Source organism: Micromonospora alfalfae (assembly GCF_022230925.1).
Lineage (GTDB): Bacteria > Actinomycetota > Actinomycetes > Mycobacteriales > Micromonosporaceae > Micromonospora > Micromonospora alfalfae.
The window spans coordinates 112,404-128,228 of the sequence record NZ_JAKKFH010000016.1 but is presented as its reverse complement, the minus strand read 5'-3'; the positions used below and the strand labels follow the sequence as shown (position 1 = coordinate 128,228).

Sequence of the window (15,825 nt, the reverse complement as noted above, 5' to 3'; positions counted from 1 at the left end):
CGCGCCCCGCGCCAAGATCGTGTTCGAACCAGGAAGTAGTGGCCTCATCGATGCGCCGATACCACTACTTCCTGGTTCGAGCACGATCTTGCGGCCCGCCCGAGGGAGCCATGGGCATCCTGAGGTAGAGCACGGAGACGCAAATGCCGGCCCTGACACCCATTTATCCGCGCGACTGCTGCACATCTCGGCCTTTCGTCATGGCAGATGCGGGCGTTAAGGTGAGCGGGTGACGACGTACCGGATCGGGGAGGCGGCCGACCTGCTCGGCGTCAGCGCCGACACCATTCGCCGTTGGGTGGACACCGGGCGTCTGACGGCCGGGCGCGATGAGCACGGCCACCGGGTCGTCGACGGCGTCGACCTGGCGTCCTTCGCTCGCGCTCAAGCCACCGACCCGGATGCGGGCGCCGAGTTCTCCTCGGCCCGTAACCGGTTGCGCGGCATCGTCGTCGACGTCCGTAAGGACACGGTGATGGCCCAGGTCGACATCCAGGCGGGCCCGTTCCGGGTCGTGTCGCTGATGAGCCGGGAGGCCGTCGACGAACTCGACCTGCGGGTCGGTTCGCTGGCAGTTGCGGTGATCAAGTCGACCACTGTCGTGGTGGAGCGGGCCGCACCCGCCCCGGCGCGCGGACGGTCGGCCAGATGAACGCGGCGACGGTCGGCCAGATGAACGCGGGGTCAGTAGGTCAGATGGACGCGGCGACGGTCGGGCGGATGAACTCGCGGAGCAGGCGTACGGCGGTGGCTGTCCTAGTGGCGGCCGGCCTGGCGGTGACCGGCTGCGGCGCGGGCGACGGCCGGGCAACCGGCAGCGGTGGGGACGGGCGGGTGACCGGCCCGGTGACAGTGTTCGCGGCCGCCTCGCTGACCGAGTCGTTCACCCGCATCGGGAAGGACTTCGAGGCCGCCAACCCGGGCAGCCGCGTGACCCTCAACGTCGCCGGCAGTTCCGCCCTGGCCAACCAGATCACCCAGGGCGCGCCGGCGGACGTGTTCGCCTCGGCCGCCCCGGCGAACATGACCACTGTCGTCGAGGCTGGCGACGCCGACGGTACGCCGAGCGTCTTCGCCCGCAACCAACTGGTGATCGCGGTGCCCCGGGGCAACCCGAAGGCAGTGGCCGGCTTGGCCGACCTGACCGGCCCGGGTGTGAAGGTGGCGCTCTGCGCCAGTCAGGTTCCCTGCGGCGCGGCGGCCCGCACCGCGCTGGACGCGGCCGGCGTCGCGCTGACGCCGGTCACACTGGAACGGGACGTCAAGGGTGCGCTGGCCAAGGTGAAGCTCGGCGAGGTCGACGCGGCACTGGTCTACCGGACTGACACCCGGGCGGCGAGCGCCGACGTGACAGGCGTGGAGTTTCCCGAGTCGGCGCGGGCAGTCAACGACTACCCGATCGTCGCGTTGAAGGACGCCCCGAATCCGAACGGCGCACGAGCTTTCGTCGCGTACGTCCGCTCGGCGTCGGCGCAGGCGGTCCTCGCCGAGGCGGGGTTCCAGGCTCCGTGAGGCAGGTCCACGACCACAAGGCATCCCGCGTTCGCCCGGCCACGTCTCGACGGCGGGTTGGGGTGCCGGCGGCGCTGCTGATCCCTGCCGGGCTGGGGTTGCTGTTCCTCGTACTGCCGTTGGCGGGGCTGCTGATCCGGGCACCGTGGACGACCCTGCTGGAGCGGCTCACCGAGCCGGGCGCGTTGACCGCTCTGCGGCTGTCGGTGCAGACCGCCACGCTGGCCACCGCGCTCTGTCTGCTGCTCGGGGTGCCGCTCGCCTGGGTGCTGGCCCGGGTCGAGTTTCCCGGCCGCCGGCTGGTACGCGCGCTGGTCACCGTGCCGCTGGTGCTGCCGCCGGTGGTCGGTGGGGTGGCGTTGTTGCTGGTCTTCGGCCGGCGTGGCCTGCTCGGCGGCTGGCTCGACAGCACGTTCGGTATCACCCTGCCCTTCACCACCACGGGTGTGGTGCTGGCCGAGTCGTTCGTCGCCATGCCGTTCCTGGTGATCGCGGTGGAGGGTTCGCTACGCGCCGCCGATCACCGCTACGAGGAGGCCGCGGCGACGTTGGGCGCCAGCCGGTGGACCACCTTCACCCACGTCACGCTGCCGCTGGTGGCGCCCGGGCTGGCCGCCGGGGCGGTGCTCTGCTGGGCGCGTGCGCTCGGCGAGTTCGGTGCCACCATCACCTTCGCCGGCAACTACCCCGGTCGGACGCAGACCATGCCGCTCGCCGTCTACCTGGCGTTGGAGACGGACCTGGAGTCCGCGATCGTGCTCAGCCTGGTGCTGCTCGTCGTGTCGGTGGGCATCCTGGTGGCGTTGCGGGAGCGCTGGATGACCACCGCATGAGCGACCGACTTCTCGACGCGCGGCTCGTCGTCGACCGGGGCGTCTTCCGGCTCGACGTGCCGCTGCGGGTCGCGCCGGGCGAGGTGGTGGCGCTGCTCGGCCCGAACGGCGCCGGCAAGACCACGGCGCTGCGGGCGCTGGCCGGGCTGCATCCCCTCACCGACGGGCACGTCACCCTCGACGAGGTCGACCTGGACCGCCCGGCGACCGGTGGCTGGGTGCCCACCGAACGCCGGTCGATCGGGGTGGTGTTCCAGGACTACCTGCTCTTTCCGCACCTCAGCGCATTGGACAATGTGGCCTTCGGGCCGCGCCGGCACGGCGTCGAGCGGCGGGCCGCCCGCGCCACGGCCCGGGAGTGGCTGGGCCGGGTGGGGCTTGACGCGCAGGCCCAGCGCAGGCCTCGGCAACTCTCCGGCGGTCAGGCGCAGCGGGTGGCGCTGGCCCGCGCGCTGGCCGTGGCACCGTCGCTGCTGCTGCTGGACGAGCCGCTCGCCGCGCTGGACGCCCGCACCCGGCTGGACACCCGCGCGGAGCTGCACCGGCACCTGTCGGCGCACGCGGGCGCGACGGTGCTGGTCACCCACGACCCGCTGGACGCGCTGGCGTTGGCCGACCGACTGGTCATCGTCGAGGGTGGCCGGGTGGTGCAGGAGGGTGACGGACCGAGCGTCACCGCCCGCCCGCGCACCGACTACGTCGCCCGGCTGGTCGGGCTGAACCTGTACCGGGGTCGCGCCGACGGGCACGGGGTCCGGGTGTCGCCGGAGCTGACCCTCACGGTCGCCGACCGGTTGGACGGCGAAGCGTTCGTGGCGTTCCGTCCGGCCGCTGTGGCTCTGCACCCGGCCCGACCGGAGGGCAGCCCGCGCAACACCTGGGCGGGCACCGTGGCCGACGTTCAGCGCCACGGTGACAACGTGCGGGTGCAACTGGACGGGCCGATCGGGGTGGCCGCCGACGTCACGCCGGCCGCCGCCGCCCAACTGCGGCTTGTCCCCGGCCAGAAGGTCTGGGTGGCGGTCAAGGCGACCGAGACCCACGCGTACCCGGCCACCGGCTGACCCGAAGCCGGCCACAGCGTCACCGGGTGGACCCGGCCGGCGCGTCCGTCGCCGCCGCCCCTGCCACGCCGACCGCCGGCCCGCGCGGACGCCGACCGGGTTGTCCCGCCAACTCGGGACCGGTCGGCCGGCACGACATGCATGGCACGGCACCCGCTGAGGCGGGTGCGGCCAACGCCACCCGAACACGGACGCGGGTCAGCCGGCGAGCAGGTCGGCGTGTGCGGCGCGCAGCCGGGCCAGCGTCGGGTCGCTGCCCGGGACGACCCGGGTATCCAGCTCGGCCCACGCCTCGGCCAGCGCCGCGCGGACCGCGCCAAGCTCGGCGGCGTGCCGCTGGGTGCTGCGCCGGTGCTGCTCCTCGAGGCGGCGGGCCCAGCCGGCGGTGACGGTCGCGAGCCGGTCGGCGTCGGCGCGGGCCTGGGCGCCGCTGCGGGCGGCTGCGGCGGGGACGATCGCGGCGACCGGGCGGGGATCGCCGTCGCGGGTGACGACGGTGACCGCGTCGGTCAGCTCGGCCAGCGCGACGAGCTGGCTGAACCGGGTGCGCGCCTCACGCAGCGGCACGGAACGCGGCGGGTCGGAATGAGGGGTGAGCGCGGGGACGGCCATGGATGCATGGTGCCGCGCAGGTATGACAACTATTCGCTGTCGCCAGTGGACGGTGCGTGGCGGGTGGACCACTCGTCAGCCAGCACCGACCAGATTTCAATGTCGATCCGACCGTGGGGTCCCGGGATGACCTGGCGCAGCGTGCCGTCGAGGCGCAGGCCGAGCCGGTCGGCGAGGGCCTTGCTGCGGGTGTTGTCGGCGTTGGTGCGCCACTCCACCCGCTGGATGCCACGCTCGCGCACCGCCCAGTCGACGATCCGGCGCACCGCCGGGGCGACCATGCCTCTGCCCTGCGCCGCCGGCTCCACCCAGCAACCGACTTCGCAGACGCCCCGGGTCACGTCGAACGACACGAACATGACCCCGCCGACGAGCGTGCCCCGCCACCACAGCCCCCAGACGCCGCCGCTGTCTGTGGCCCAGAGGTCGGCGTAGCGCTGCAACACGGCACGGGCCGACGGCAGGTCGGTGGCGACGAAGGACGGCGACACCCAGGGTTGGATGTGCTCGCGGGCCCGATCGAGGTGGGTGAGGAACTCCTCGGCCCGCCACGGCTCCAGCGGGCGCAGCTCGACGTCCTCGGTCAGCGGCAGGGCGAACACCGGGCCTCCACTCGATGCGCTTCTCACGTGGGTAGCCAGGCTCGCACAGGCACCTCGGTCAGGTCACGGCCGCCCTCACGCTTAGGTCGGCAGGTGGGTCTGCAGCGCGGCGAACTGGGCCACGGTCAGGTAGGAGGGGTTGGCGGCCTGCGGCTGACGGAACACCTCCAGGCCGGCGAGCCGGTCATCGGCGCGCAGCAGCAGCCGGGATACCCGGTCCGGTTCGGCGAGGATGGGCAGATCCAGCGGCACCGACCACGGCTGCCCCGGTGCGCCTGGCTCGGCCGCCCCGGTGACCAGCCCGACGCCCCACACCCCGTACGGCAGTCGGCCTCGGCTGCCGCTGGCCCAGAAGACCACCGGCTGCCCGGCGCGCATCAACCGCGCCCGATAGCCGGGGCGTACGCACCAGCTCGTCACCAGTGGCTCACTGGCGAACCGGGCGGCGAGGTCGACCAGGTCAGCGTTGCCCTTGATCAGCCAGGCGCCCAGGTCGTCGAGGCGTACCCGTGGCTTGGTCATGTCCCACACGTTGCCCGGTCGACGGCAGCGCCAATCAGATGATCATGTGGGTCCAGTAGCTGAGCCAGAGTACGAACAGCACGCCCTGCACCACGGCGAGCGTCGCGGTCAGCCACACGTCGACGCTGGCGTGGCGGGCCCAGCGGGCGAGCACCAGCGCCACCGGGAAGGCCGCGAGCAGGTAGCGCAGCAGGCTCTTGTACACCGGCGGGCCCATCGACAGTGGCACCAGCACCATGAGGACGCCGTACACCAGGTAGGCCAGCTCCCGGCGGCGGAACCCGGCGACCAGCACGGCCAGGACGGCCACGGCGAACCACACCCGAGCGGCGTCGCGCGGCTCCCCGGTCAACCCGTTCAGCAGCACCGGTACGGGGTTCTGCACCTCGATGCCCCAGCCGGTCTGTTGGGCGTGCTGGTAGGCGAACCAGTCCCCACCCCGCCACCGGCAGTAGGCCATGAAGGTGAACCATCCGGCGGGTAGCAGCAGCAACGGCCAGCCGATCCGGAGGTAGCCGAGCAGGGCGCGCGGCCCGAGTCGCCAGTCGTGCTGCCGCAGCAGCACCAGGGCCAGCGGCAGCGCCACGAGCAGCCCGACGGAGCGGCTCATCGCCAGGAAGTAGCCGATCACGCCGACCAGCAGCCACTGGCGTCGCTCGGCGTAGTAGAAGGTGGCCAATGCGAGGCAGACGAAGAGTGACTCGGTCAGCGCGGCCTGGAACAGGAACGCGGTTGGCAGCAGCACCAGGTACCGCGTGAACCGGCGGGCCGCGTCCGCGTCGCCGAGCAGCAGCTCCGCCAGCCGGTAGCCGTACCAGAGCGCCAGCAGGAACGCGACGTTACTGATCAGCAGTAGGGCCAGTGCGGTGTCGCCACCGAGCACCGCGCCTAAGGGCCGGGCCAGGAACGGGTACAGCAGCGGAAATCCGAAGTCTCGCCACGGCCCGGTCAGCGGCAGCTCGCTCAGCCGCAGGTAGAGCAGCGAGTCCCAGGCGAACCAGAAGGAGATCCACCGGTGTCCGGAGATCTCCCGCTGTTGCGCCCACATCAACGCCTCGTCGGCCGGCGGGGCCCCGGGGACGCCGTCCCAGGCGTGCAGGACCAGGAGCCCGAGCACTGTGAGCAGCAATTTCGCGCCGAGGAACAGGCCGATGACGTACGGCCAGGGCGCCGGCACCCGGCGGGCCAGGCGCGCTCCGCCGCGGCCGGTCGCGACCGCCCGGACGGTCAGCGTCGCCGCGCCGCTGCGCCACCGGTCCATCCGCCCCGCTTCCCCGCTCCCCCGGTCTGTCGGCCGCGTGGGGGAGTCGCTCTTCTCGTGGTACGCCGCCGCGTGCCCCGCCGAAGCGAGGACCGACCAATGCTAAGTGTGACATTCTGCGCAGAACGGGTAGACGCCGCGCCTCGACCATGGCGGAGAACAGGGAGCGCGTCAGCATGAGTGAGCAGAACGGCACGGTGATCATCGGTGCGGGGCCGGCCGGGCTCACCGCGGCGTACGAACTGCTCCGGTACGGCCGGTCGGTGCAGGTGTTCGAGGCCGACGAGGTGGTCGGCGGGATCAGTCGGACAGTGGAGCGCGACGGGTGGCGGTTCGACATCGGCGGGCACCGGTTCTTCACCAAGGTGCCCCGGGTGGAGGCGTTCTGGCACGAGATGCTGCCGGACGAGGACTTCCTGACCCGACCCCGGATGAGCCGCATCTTCTACCGGGGCGCCCTGTTCAACTACCCGCTCAGCGCCATGAACGCGCTGCGCAACCTGGGTCTGCCGGAGGCCGCCCGCTGCCTCGGCTCATACGCCCGGGCCCGGCTGCGCCCGCCACGGGACCAGTCACACTTCGAGGGCTGGGTGTCGGCCCGGTTCGGCTGGCGGCTGTACTCGATCTTCTTCAAGACGTACACCGAGAAGGTCTGGGGTATGCCGGCGGACCGGTTGCAGGCCGACTGGGCGGCGCAGCGGATCAAGAACCTCTCGCTGGCCACGGCGATCCGCAACGCGCTGCTGCCCCGGCGTCGACGTACCGACGTGACCAGCCTGATCGAGGAGTTCCAGTACCCGAAGTACGGGCCCGGGATGATGTGGGAGCGCTGCGCCGAGCAGGTCCGCGAGCGGGGCGGGCAACTGTCCACAGGCAGTTGGGTCACCGCCGTGCACCGCGACCCGGCACGTCGGCGGGCGATCAGCGTGACTGTCAACGGCGCGGGCGGGCAGCGTACCGAGGCTGCCGACCACGTCATCTCCTCCATGCCGATCTCGGAGCTGGTGACCGCGCTCCACCCGCCGGCACCACCGGAGGTGCTGGCCTGCGCGGCCGATCTGCGCTACCGCGACTTCCTGACGGTCGCCCTGGTCGTGCCGGCGGAGTTCTCGTTCCCGGACAACTGGATCTACGTGCACGACCCGGGGGTACGGGTGGGCCGGATCCAGAACTTCGGCTCCTGGTCGCCGTACCTCGTCAAGGACGGCCGCACCTGCCTGGGCCTGGAGTACTTCGTGTTCGAGGACGACGAGATGTGGCGTACCCCGGATGCCGACCTCGTGGCCCTCGCCACAGCGGAGCTGGAACGGTTGGGGTTGGTTCGACAGGGCGTGGTGGAGGCCGGCTACGTCGTGCGCATGCCCAAGGCCTACCCGGTGTACGACGAGCGCTACCAGCACAACGTGGACGTGATCCGGGCCTGGCTGACCGAGGCGGTGCCGAACGTGCACCCGGTGGGCCGCAACGGCATGCACCGCTACAACAACCAGGACCACTCGATGCTGACCGCGATGCTCACCGCCGAGAACATCGCCACCGGGACTACGCACGACGTCTGGTCGGTGAATGTGGAGCAGGACTACCACGAGGAATCCTCCGGCGGCGACGGCCGACGGGGCACCGGCCGCGACGCGCCGGTGCTGCCCAGCCGGATCATCGCGGCGCCGATCACCCTGCCGGAGGGGTCGGACGACCGAGCCCCTGTCGCGACTCCCCCGTCTCACGCGTGAAGCCGAGCACCTCTCGCGGCACGGGCAGTTGCTCAGCGCCGCAGGTGCGTGCAGTGGGCCACTGTGGCGTCGTCCGGGCTGTGCGTATCCGCGCCACCGGTGGTCTGCGCCTCGGCCTGCCGGACGCGGGCGATGACGCCGGCCGGCCCGCTGGTCTGAAGCAGGTCCAGCACGCCCGGCCAGTCGGTCCGACCGTACGGGCTGACGATCCGGCTGGCGCCGTTGCTGAGCAACGCGACACCGTTCAGGTCGGCGAGGGATCGGCTGCCGGTCACCGCTTCCTGCGCCGCGCGCGGGTCGTCCTTGGCGATCCAGTAGCCGCCCGGCTGGTTCCGGCGGGCACGCAGTGCGGTGGCGCAGGAGGCGCGCACCCTGTCGTACTCCGGCGTTTCCTGAGCAATGCCGGCCAGCGGCGCCGAGCATTCCCGCCGGGCAGTCATCTCGCGTTCATCGGTGATCACCAGCGGGCCGCCGTCGACCTGGTCGAAAAGGAGGAAGGAGTCCGCGAGCAGGAGCCAGTCCACGCGGTCCCGATGGGCGCGGACCATCGCGACGGTGGCCTGCGGGCTGCTGGGGTCCGCGATGTCGCAGGTGTCGCGGTGCTCGGCGGCGATGTCGCCGATGGCGGTGGCGAGGATCGCGGCGAGCTCTCGCCCGTCGCCGCGCGACAGCTGGCCGAGCAGCGCGCCACCGAGGCGGTGCGTGTACCAGGCGACGCCGTGGGAGCAGAGTGACTCGGCTCCCGGAATGCCGGCACCGTCGAGCAGGACGACAGCGCCGGGAACCGCACCGACGAAGTCCTCGTTCGACCGATCGGCCCTTCCGGAACTCGTCGCCAGGCTGACGTCCACTCGTGGGCTCCCTGTCTGGACTCGTGTCGCGGTTGGGTGGGTACGGCCAGTCGAGCGGGTGTCAGGAGAAACGCCCGGCCGGCGAGCCGCTGGTCGCAGCGCTTCGGATCACGCTGGGCGTTCGCGGGTAATGCCGTCCAGGATGGTGGTCAGGTTGTGGTTGAAGGTCTCCTCGGCGTTGAGGTGGGCGCCGTCGATGACGAGCCGGGCCACTGTGGGGTACCTGCCGGTTTTCAACATGCGCGTGAGGTAGGGGCCGAGGCTGGCCTGGAAGGCAGCTTCATCGGTGCCGGTGGAGCGTGCGGTGCGTCGTTCGGTGACCTCTCTGCGGACCGATCCGATGATGACGGCGTTGAGGGCGCCCACGGCTCGTTGGAGATCGTCGATGTCACGCACGCCGGGGGCCGCACTGAGCGCCGCGGCGGTCGCCTCGCCTACGGCGAGCGCGTGTGGTCCCAGGTGTGGCCGTCCGCCGAGCAGGTCGGAGAACCACTCATGGTCAAGGGCGGCATCGCGGGTCGCGTGGGCGACGGCCAGCACCGTGTCGCGCCACCCGGAGCGCTGGCCCACCTCGGCGATCCGGGCATAGACGACGTCGACCATGAGATCGAGTAGCTCCGACTTGTTGATCACATAGTCGTAGAGCCGCATCGGACCGACACCGAGCTCTTTTGCGATCTTGCGCAATGACAGCCCGTCGAGGCCGTTCGCGTCGGCAAGCCTGATCGCCGTAGCGGCGATCTTCTCGCGGCTCAACGGCACCGGCACCGCCCGCGGCTGAGGTTCGGGCCGCTCCCAGACGGGCACCGGCTTCCTACCGTACGATGTATCCACCAATACAGTGTACGGTAGTGCCGTGAGAACGCGAATTGCGATCGCCGGTGGCGGACTCGGCGGGTTGACGCTGGCTCGGATCCTGCACCGACACGGCATCGACGCGTTGGTGTACGACCGGGAAGCGAGCCGATCCGCGCGCCCCCAGGGCGGCGCCCTCGATCTACACCCGGAGTCCGGGCAACTGGCCCTGGCCGAGGCGGGTCTCGCCGGCCGGTTCCGGTCGGAGGCGCGGCCCGACGGCGAGGAACATCGCATCCTCGACCCGACCGGACGCACCCTGGTGCACCACGTGCCGCACCCTGGCTCGTTCTCCGGACGTCCCGAGATCGACCGGGGCGCACTACGTGATCTTTTGCTCGACTCCCTCCCCGACGACACGGTTGCCTGGCGGCACCGGCTCGTCGCGGCCACCCACCGACCCGCCGAGGGCTGGGACCTGACGTTCCACGACGGTCAACGAGCCAGCTGCGACATCCTCATCGGCGCGGACGGCGCGCGCTCAGTCGTCCGGTCCCTGCTGACCGACGTCGAACTGTCCTACGTGGCCACTCTCGTGCAGCTGAGCGTCGTAGACGTCGACCGCCGGCATCCCGATCTCGCCGAGCTGGTCGGCCCCGGGAACCTGTGGTGTATCGGCGTGAACCAGATCCTGGCAGCGCAACGTCTCGGCGACGGCAGCCTCCAGGTCGGGATCTCGCTGCGCGCGGAGGACCGACCCCTGGATTCGTACCGCAGTAAGCGCGCCCTGCTGGACCTGTTCGCTGGCTGGAACCCCCGCCTCACCGCGCTCATCGAGGCCGCCGAGGGCGCGCCGACGCCGCGCCTGATCGAGGCGATGCCCATCGGTACGCGCTGGACCAGCCGACCGGGCGTCACCCTCATCGGCGACGCCGCGCACCTCATGCCACCGGTCGGCGAGGGCGCGAACCAGGCCATGCTCGACGCCGCGGAACTCGCCAGCCAGTTCGCTGCCGACCCCGCCGACCCGAATTCGGCGATTCGGGCGTACGAAGAATCGATGTTCAGCAGGATTCACCCGATCGCCGAAATGTCCGCACGCGTCCAGGCGATGATGCTGTCCCCTACCGCGGCGGAAGACATCGTTCGCTTCTTCACCCGACCGGCGGAACCCGCACGCACAGACTGAGATCTGGCGCTGTCGACGCGGCTGGCGACAGTCGTGCCATGACGACGACGGCTTCCACACCACCTGCCGCACCAGAGATCGCTCCACCCACGCGCGGTGTCCAGTGGCGAAGCCCTGATCGGACCGGTCAGGGCTTGCGGGCCACCGCGCCGTAGAGGGAGGCGTCGGCCGGAGGTGGACGCAGCTCCGGTGGCACCCGCGGCCGCCACTCGGTGACCGGGACGATGCCCGGTTCGGCCAGCTCCAGACCGGTGAAGAAGCGGGCGAACTCGGCACGGTCGCGGGGCACGGCGTCCTGCTTCATCCGACCGGAGGCGAACTCGGCGTACATCCGCTCAACGATCGCGGTGGGGATGTAGTCGGTGGTGAAGTGGGTCAGCGCCAACCAGCTGCCCGACGGCAGCGCGTCGAGCAGGCGGGCGACCTGCTCGTGTGGGCGGTCGTCGTCGGTGAGGAAGTGCGTCACGGCGACCAGCACCAGGGCCACCGGCCGGGACAGGTCAATCGTGGCGGACAGCTGCGGGTCGGCCAGGATCCGCTCCGGCTCGCGCAGGTCGGCGTCCAGGTAGGCCGTGACGCCAGCCGGGTTGCTGGTCAGCAGCGCTCGGGCGTGCACCAGCACCATCGGGTCGTTGTCGACGTAGACCACCCGGGAGTCGGGGGCGACGGACTGGGCCACCTCGTGGGTGTTGTCGGCGCTCGGGATGCCGGTGCCGACGTCGAGGAACTGCCGGACGCCGACCTCCTCGGCGAGGAACCGGACCGCCCGGCCGAGGAAGGCCCGGTTTTCCCGGGCGAGCGTGCGCACCCCCGGGTAGACGGCCGCGATCTGGTCGCCGGACTCCCGGTCGACGGCGAAATTGTCCTTGCCGCCCAGCCAGTAGTTGTAGCGGCGAGCCGGATGCACCGTCGTGGTGTCGATCCGGTCGGCACCCCGACCCTCGGGCAATTCCGACGTGGACGGCACCATCACGAGACCTCCCCAGGTCGACGGGACACGCTGCATTCGCAGAGTCACCGGTCGTATCCAGAGGACATCTTAAGGCGCACCCGTGGCCCTGTGGGGCCCACCGACATACGGACACCACCGGAGCGGGAAACCGCTTACCTGAGGCTATTGACGGTCGTCACTGGCTGTCAGTACCGTGATGCGGGCAGCGAGAAAGCGCTTTCCGACCCCTCACCGTCCGACAGGGAGCGCCCCCATGCCCCGACACCTCCGTGCGTTCTGCCTGATCCTGCTCGCCATCGCCACAGTGGTGAGCATCACCGCCCTGCCCGCCGAAGCCGCCCCGCGCTTCCGGGTGCTGGTCTTCTCCAAGATCACCAACTTCTACCACGACTCGATCCCGGCCGGCATCGCCGCGATCCAGCAGCTCGGCACCGCCCACAACTTCGAGGTCGTCGCCACCACCGACGCGACGGCGTTCACCGACGCCAACCTCGCCACGTTCGACGCCCTGGTCTTCAACAACACCAACAGCCTCCCGACCTCGGGCGACCTGCTCAACACCAGCCAGCGGGCCGCGTTGCAGACGTTCATCCGCAACGGCGGCGGCTGGGCCGGTCTGCACGCCGCCTCGGCCAGCGAACGCGACTGGCAGTGGTACGAGGGCCTGGTCGGCACGATCTTCGACTACCACCCCGACTTCTCGTCCACCGGCGGCACCTTCCCCGGCCGGGTCAAGGTGCTCGACCGGGCGCACCCCTCCACGCGTAACCTGCCCGAGCTCTGGGAGCAGAGCGAGGAGTGGTACAACTGGCGGACCAACCCGACCGGCAACGTGCACACCCTCGCCCAGATCAAGGTCCGCGACGGGATCAACGGCCTGGACGAGGGCGTCGACCACGCGTACTCCTGGTGTCAGCGTTACGACGGCGGGCGGTCCTGGTTCACCGCCGGCGGGCACGCCAGTTCCCAGTTCAGCAGCCCGACCTTCCTGGAGCATCTGCGCTACGGCATCGAGTGGGCGGCCGGCGCGGTCGCCGGTGACTGCTCGGCCACCAGGACCAGCAACTTCGAACGGGTGGGGCTGGTCACCGAGAACCTGGCCGACCCCTTCGAACTGGCCGTCGGCCCGGACCGGAAGGTCTACTACATCCAACGCACCGGCGCGCTGAAGGTGGTCAACTCCGACACCCTGCAGGTCACCACGCTGCTGGACTTCGCGTACACCTCGGCGATGACCGACCAGTCCGACGGGCTGCTCGGGATGACCCTGGACCGCAACTTCGCCAGCAATGGCTGGATCTACCTGCTCTGGTCGGACAAGACCCTCAAACAGCTCAACCTGTCCCGGTTCACCGTCGCCAACAACAGCGTCGCGCTCTCCTCGGAGAAACGCCTGCTGGCCATCCCCACCTACCGGGGCGAGGGTCGGGCCAACTCGCACATGGGCGGGTCGCTCGCCATGGACGCCACCGGACGGCTCTACGCGGCGATCGGTGACAACACCGACCCGTTCGCCTCCAGCGGCTACACCCCTGTCGACGAACGCGCGGGCCGCGCCGCCTGGGACGCCCAGGGCACCGCCGGCAACACCAACGACCTGCGCGGCAAGATCCTGCGGATCACCCCACAATCCGACGGTACGTACACAGTGCCCAGCGGCAACCTCTTCCCGGCCGGCACCGCGAGGACCCGGCCGGAGATCTACGCGATGGGCATGCGCAACCCGTTCCGGATCACCATCGAACCGCAGACCAACGCGGTGCTGGTGGCCGACTACGGTCCGGACGCCCGCGCCGCCGACCCCAACCGTGGTCCGGAGGGGACTGTCGAGTTCAACCGGATCACCGGCGCCGGCAACTTCGGATGGCCGTACTGCGTGGGCAACAACATCCCGTTCAACGACTACAACTTCGCCACCAACACCTCGGGGGCGAAGTTCAACTGCGCCGCACCGGTGAACAACTCACCAAACAACACCGGCCTGACCAACCTGCCGGCGGCGAGGTCCGCGCTGGTCTGGTACGCGTACTCCGCCTCCACCCAGTTCCCCGAGCTGGGCACCGGCGGTGGCGGGCCGATGAGCGGCCCGGTCTACGACTACGACCCGGCCAACACCCGCACGACGAAGTTCCCGGAGTACTTCGAGGGCAAGTGGATCACCTATGAGCTGACCCGCAGGTGGTTCAAGACGCTGTCGATCCACAAGACGGCGCAGACCTTCAGCAACGCGCGCTTCGGCCCGACCGCAGTGGGTGACCTCCAGTCGATCAACGGGATCTTCGACAACATGAGCTGGATCCAGCCCTTCGAGGCGGAGTTCGGCCCTGACGGTTCGCTCTACGTCATCGACTTCGGCGAGGGCACCGGCAGCGGTCGCGGCGGCAGCAACGCCGGCGCGGGCATCTACCGGATCGACTACGTCGCCAACGGGCGGCCACCGACCGCGAAGATCGCCGCCAGCCCGGACAGCGGACGTACGCCGCTCGCTGTGACGTTCTCCTCGGCCGGGTCGTCCGCCGGTGACGGGTCGGCGCTCAGCTACGCCTGGGACTTCACAAACGACGGCAGCACCGACTCCACCGCCGCCAACCCGAGCCACACCTACTCGACGGCCGGCAAGCACACCGCCCGGCTGACCGTGCGCAACAGCGGCAACGGGTTGACCGCCACCGCTGTCACCGACGTGGTGGTCGGCAACACCCGACCGACGGTGACCATCAGCGTGCCCGACGGCGGGTTCTTCGACTTCGGCGACAAGATCCCGTACACGGTGACGGTCACCGACCCGGAGGAGACCAGCATCGACTGCGCCAAGGTGACAGTGCAGACGCAGCTCGGCCACGACTCGCACGCCCACCCGCTGGACGTCTACACCGGCTGCTCCGGGCTGCTCGCCACCGAGGCGGACGCCGGTGACGGCCACGGGCCAGGGCAGAACCTCTACACGCTGATCACCGCGCAGTACACCGACGGTGGCGCGGCCGGCGCACCGGCGCTGACCGGCTCGACCCGCGTCCAGTTGCAGCCCAAGAGCAAGGAGGCCGAGCACTTCAGCGCCCAGTCCGGCGTCACTGTCAACGACCGGGCCACCGCCCGCGCCGGAAAGCGGCTCGGCGAGGTCGACCACAACGACTGGGTGGCGTTCGGTCCGGCGGACCTGCGCAACGTCGGCTCGGTGACGCTCGGGGTGACCAACGGCGGGCTCGGCGGCACCATCGAACTGCGCACCGGCTCGCCCACCGGCACGCTGATCGGCACTGCCACCATCGGCTCCACCGGCGGATGGGACAACCTGGTCTCGCCCACCGTCACGCTGACCAACAAGCCCACCGGCACGACCACCCTGTACGCGAAGTTCGTCAACGCCGCCCAGGTCAATGGCACACCGGACCTGCTCGCCCTGGACTGGCTGCGGTTCAACGGCGCCGGGGTCAAACAGGAGCCGGGCGGGACGTTGTCCCTGGCCGCCAACCCGACCGGCGGCGCCGCACCGCTGACCACCACGCTCACCGCCACCGCGGCAGCGCCGTCCGGGCAGAGCATCACCGACTACGCGTGGGACTTCGGCGACAACAGCGCCATCACACACGGGGCGACACTGCGGTCGACCACCCATGCCTATCCCCGCAAGGGGACCTTCACCGCCCGGGTGACTGTCACCTACACCAGCGGGGAGACCCGCTCGCTCAACCTGACCATCACGGTCAGCTGAACCCGGTCGCCGGCGGGCGGGAGCGTCCCGTCCGCCGGCGCTACGATGCGGATCGCCCAGATCCCGGAGTTCCTCGGCGCAGTCCTTGGAGAGGTGACGGCGGCCGTTCCGCCGTCCCGGAGCGGAGAGGGCGCAACGGAAGGGAAGAGCAGCGACGTCCGGCAGCGGTAGTCGCACCCAGGGCGTCGGG

14 protein-coding genes are annotated in these 15,825 nt (G+C 70.7%); 7 read left to right on the top strand and 7 right to left on the bottom strand.

Translation table 11 applies throughout. From position 1 onward, the window contains the following. Positions 1-229 precede the first annotated feature (229 nt). The 4 genes from MED01_RS15095 to MED01_RS15080 all read left to right on the top strand — a co-directional run bounded on the left by MED01_RS15095 (position 230) and on the right by MED01_RS15080 (position 3,409). Positions 230-652, top strand: a complete 423-nt coding sequence (locus tag MED01_RS15095) for a TOBE domain-containing protein (protein WP_238669192.1) — start codon at positions 230-232, stop codon at positions 650-652. 68 nt (positions 653-720) lie between these two features. After that, positions 721-1,512, top strand: coding sequence for a molybdate ABC transporter substrate-binding protein (gene modA / locus MED01_RS15090; RefSeq protein WP_238669200.1), 792 nt, complete (start codon positions 721-723; stop codon positions 1,510-1,512). Next, the gene (locus tag MED01_RS15085; protein ID WP_372493667.1) at positions 1,509-2,345 is read left to right on the top strand and encodes an ABC transporter permease; all 837 of its coding nucleotides are present in this window, start codon (positions 1,509-1,511) and stop codon (positions 2,343-2,345) included. The genes modA and MED01_RS15085 overlap by 4 nt, the downstream gene beginning before the upstream one ends. Further along, positions 2,342-3,409: an ABC transporter ATP-binding protein gene (locus tag MED01_RS15080; protein ID WP_238669190.1), complete on the top strand. Its 1,068-nt coding sequence runs from the start codon at positions 2,342-2,344 to the stop codon at positions 3,407-3,409. Before MED01_RS15085 ends, MED01_RS15080 begins: the two co-directional genes overlap by 4 nt. A 198-nt stretch (positions 3,410-3,607) precedes the next feature. On the opposite strand, the gene MED01_RS15075 is transcribed toward MED01_RS15080, so the two are convergent. The 4 genes from MED01_RS15075 to MED01_RS15060 all read right to left on the bottom strand — a co-directional run bounded on the left by MED01_RS15075 (position 3,608) and on the right by MED01_RS15060 (position 6,406). After that, positions 3,608-4,021 carry a type II toxin-antitoxin system Phd/YefM family antitoxin gene (locus MED01_RS15075; protein ID WP_238669189.1) on the bottom strand — a complete coding sequence of 138 codons (414 nt, stop codon included), beginning with the start codon at positions 4,019-4,021 and terminating at the stop codon, positions 3,608-3,610. Between the two features lie 29 nt (positions 4,022-4,050). Beyond that, positions 4,051-4,623, bottom strand: a complete 573-nt coding sequence (locus tag MED01_RS15070; RefSeq protein WP_238669188.1) for a GNAT family N-acetyltransferase — start codon at positions 4,621-4,623, stop codon at positions 4,051-4,053. 81 nt (positions 4,624-4,704) lie between these two features. Further along, positions 4,705-5,145, bottom strand: a complete 441-nt coding sequence (locus MED01_RS15065; RefSeq protein WP_238669187.1) for an EVE domain-containing protein — start codon at positions 5,143-5,145, stop codon at positions 4,705-4,707. Positions 5,146-5,179: 34 nt separating this feature from the next. Continuing rightward, positions 5,180-6,406 (bottom strand): hypothetical protein, encoded by a 1,227-nt coding sequence (locus tag MED01_RS15060; protein ID WP_238669186.1) that lies wholly within the window; start codon positions 6,404-6,406, stop codon positions 5,180-5,182. A 176-nt stretch (positions 6,407-6,582) separates the two neighbouring features. Here MED01_RS15060 and MED01_RS15055 point away from each other — a divergent pair, with 176 nt between their 5' ends. Continuing rightward, positions 6,583-8,136, top strand: a complete 1,554-nt coding sequence (locus MED01_RS15055; protein ID WP_238669185.1) for an NAD(P)/FAD-dependent oxidoreductase — start codon at positions 6,583-6,585, stop codon at positions 8,134-8,136. 32 nt (positions 8,137-8,168) lie between these two features. On the opposite strand, the gene MED01_RS15050 is transcribed toward MED01_RS15055, so the two are convergent. Next, positions 8,169-8,987, bottom strand: a complete 819-nt coding sequence (locus MED01_RS15050) for a hypothetical protein (RefSeq protein ID WP_238669184.1) — start codon at positions 8,985-8,987, stop codon at positions 8,169-8,171. A gap of 108 nt (positions 8,988-9,095) precedes the next feature. Further along, complete coding sequence (locus MED01_RS15045; RefSeq protein ID WP_238669183.1) at positions 9,096-9,794, bottom strand: TetR/AcrR family transcriptional regulator; 699 nt, start codon at positions 9,792-9,794, stop codon at positions 9,096-9,098. 49 nt (positions 9,795-9,843) lie between these two features. On the opposite strand from MED01_RS15045, the gene MED01_RS36110 reads away from it, so the two are divergent. Further along, the gene (locus tag MED01_RS36110; protein WP_238669182.1) at positions 9,844-10,971 is read left to right on the top strand and encodes an FAD-dependent oxidoreductase; all 1,128 of its coding nucleotides are present in this window, start codon (positions 9,844-9,846) and stop codon (positions 10,969-10,971) included. A gap of 127 nt (positions 10,972-11,098) precedes the next feature. On the opposite strand, the gene MED01_RS15035 is transcribed toward MED01_RS36110, so the two are convergent. Further along, complete coding sequence (locus MED01_RS15035) at positions 11,099-11,941, bottom strand: SAM-dependent methyltransferase (protein ID WP_238669199.1); 843 nt, start codon at positions 11,939-11,941, stop codon at positions 11,099-11,101. A 235-nt stretch (positions 11,942-12,176) separates the two neighbouring features. On the opposite strand from MED01_RS15035, the gene MED01_RS15030 reads away from it, so the two are divergent. Then, a complete protein-coding gene (locus MED01_RS15030) occupies positions 12,177-15,635 on the top strand; it encodes a ThuA domain-containing protein (RefSeq protein WP_238669181.1) in 3,459 nt (1,152 codons plus the stop codon). Positions 15,636-15,825: the final 190 nt, after the last annotated feature.

Bases quoted from the DNA above. Each gene is read 5' to 3' on its own strand.
- MED01_RS15080 (WP_238669190.1), top strand. From the start codon at position 2,342: ATGAGCGACCGACTTCTCGACGCGCGGCTCGTCGTCGACCGGGGCGTC.
- MED01_RS15075 (WP_238669189.1), bottom strand. From the start codon at position 4,021: ATGGCCGTCCCCGCGCTCACCCCTCATTCCGACCCGCCGCGTTCCGTG.
- MED01_RS15035 (WP_238669199.1), bottom strand. From the start codon at position 11,941: ATGGTGCCGTCCACGTCGGAATTGCCCGAGGGTCGGGGTGCCGACCGG.
- MED01_RS15055 (WP_238669185.1), top strand. From the start codon at position 6,583: ATGAGTGAGCAGAACGGCACGGTGATCATCGGTGCGGGGCCGGCCGGG.
- MED01_RS15030 (WP_238669181.1), top strand. From the start codon at position 12,177: ATGCCCCGACACCTCCGTGCGTTCTGCCTGATCCTGCTCGCCATCGCC.
- modA (WP_238669200.1), top strand. From the start codon at position 721: ATGAACTCGCGGAGCAGGCGTACGGCGGTGGCTGTCCTAGTGGCGGCC.
- MED01_RS15060 (WP_238669186.1), bottom strand. From the start codon at position 6,406: ATGGACCGGTGGCGCAGCGGCGCGGCGACGCTGACCGTCCGGGCGGTC.
- MED01_RS15065 (WP_238669187.1), bottom strand. From the start codon at position 5,145: ATGACCAAGCCACGGGTACGCCTCGACGACCTGGGCGCCTGGCTGATC.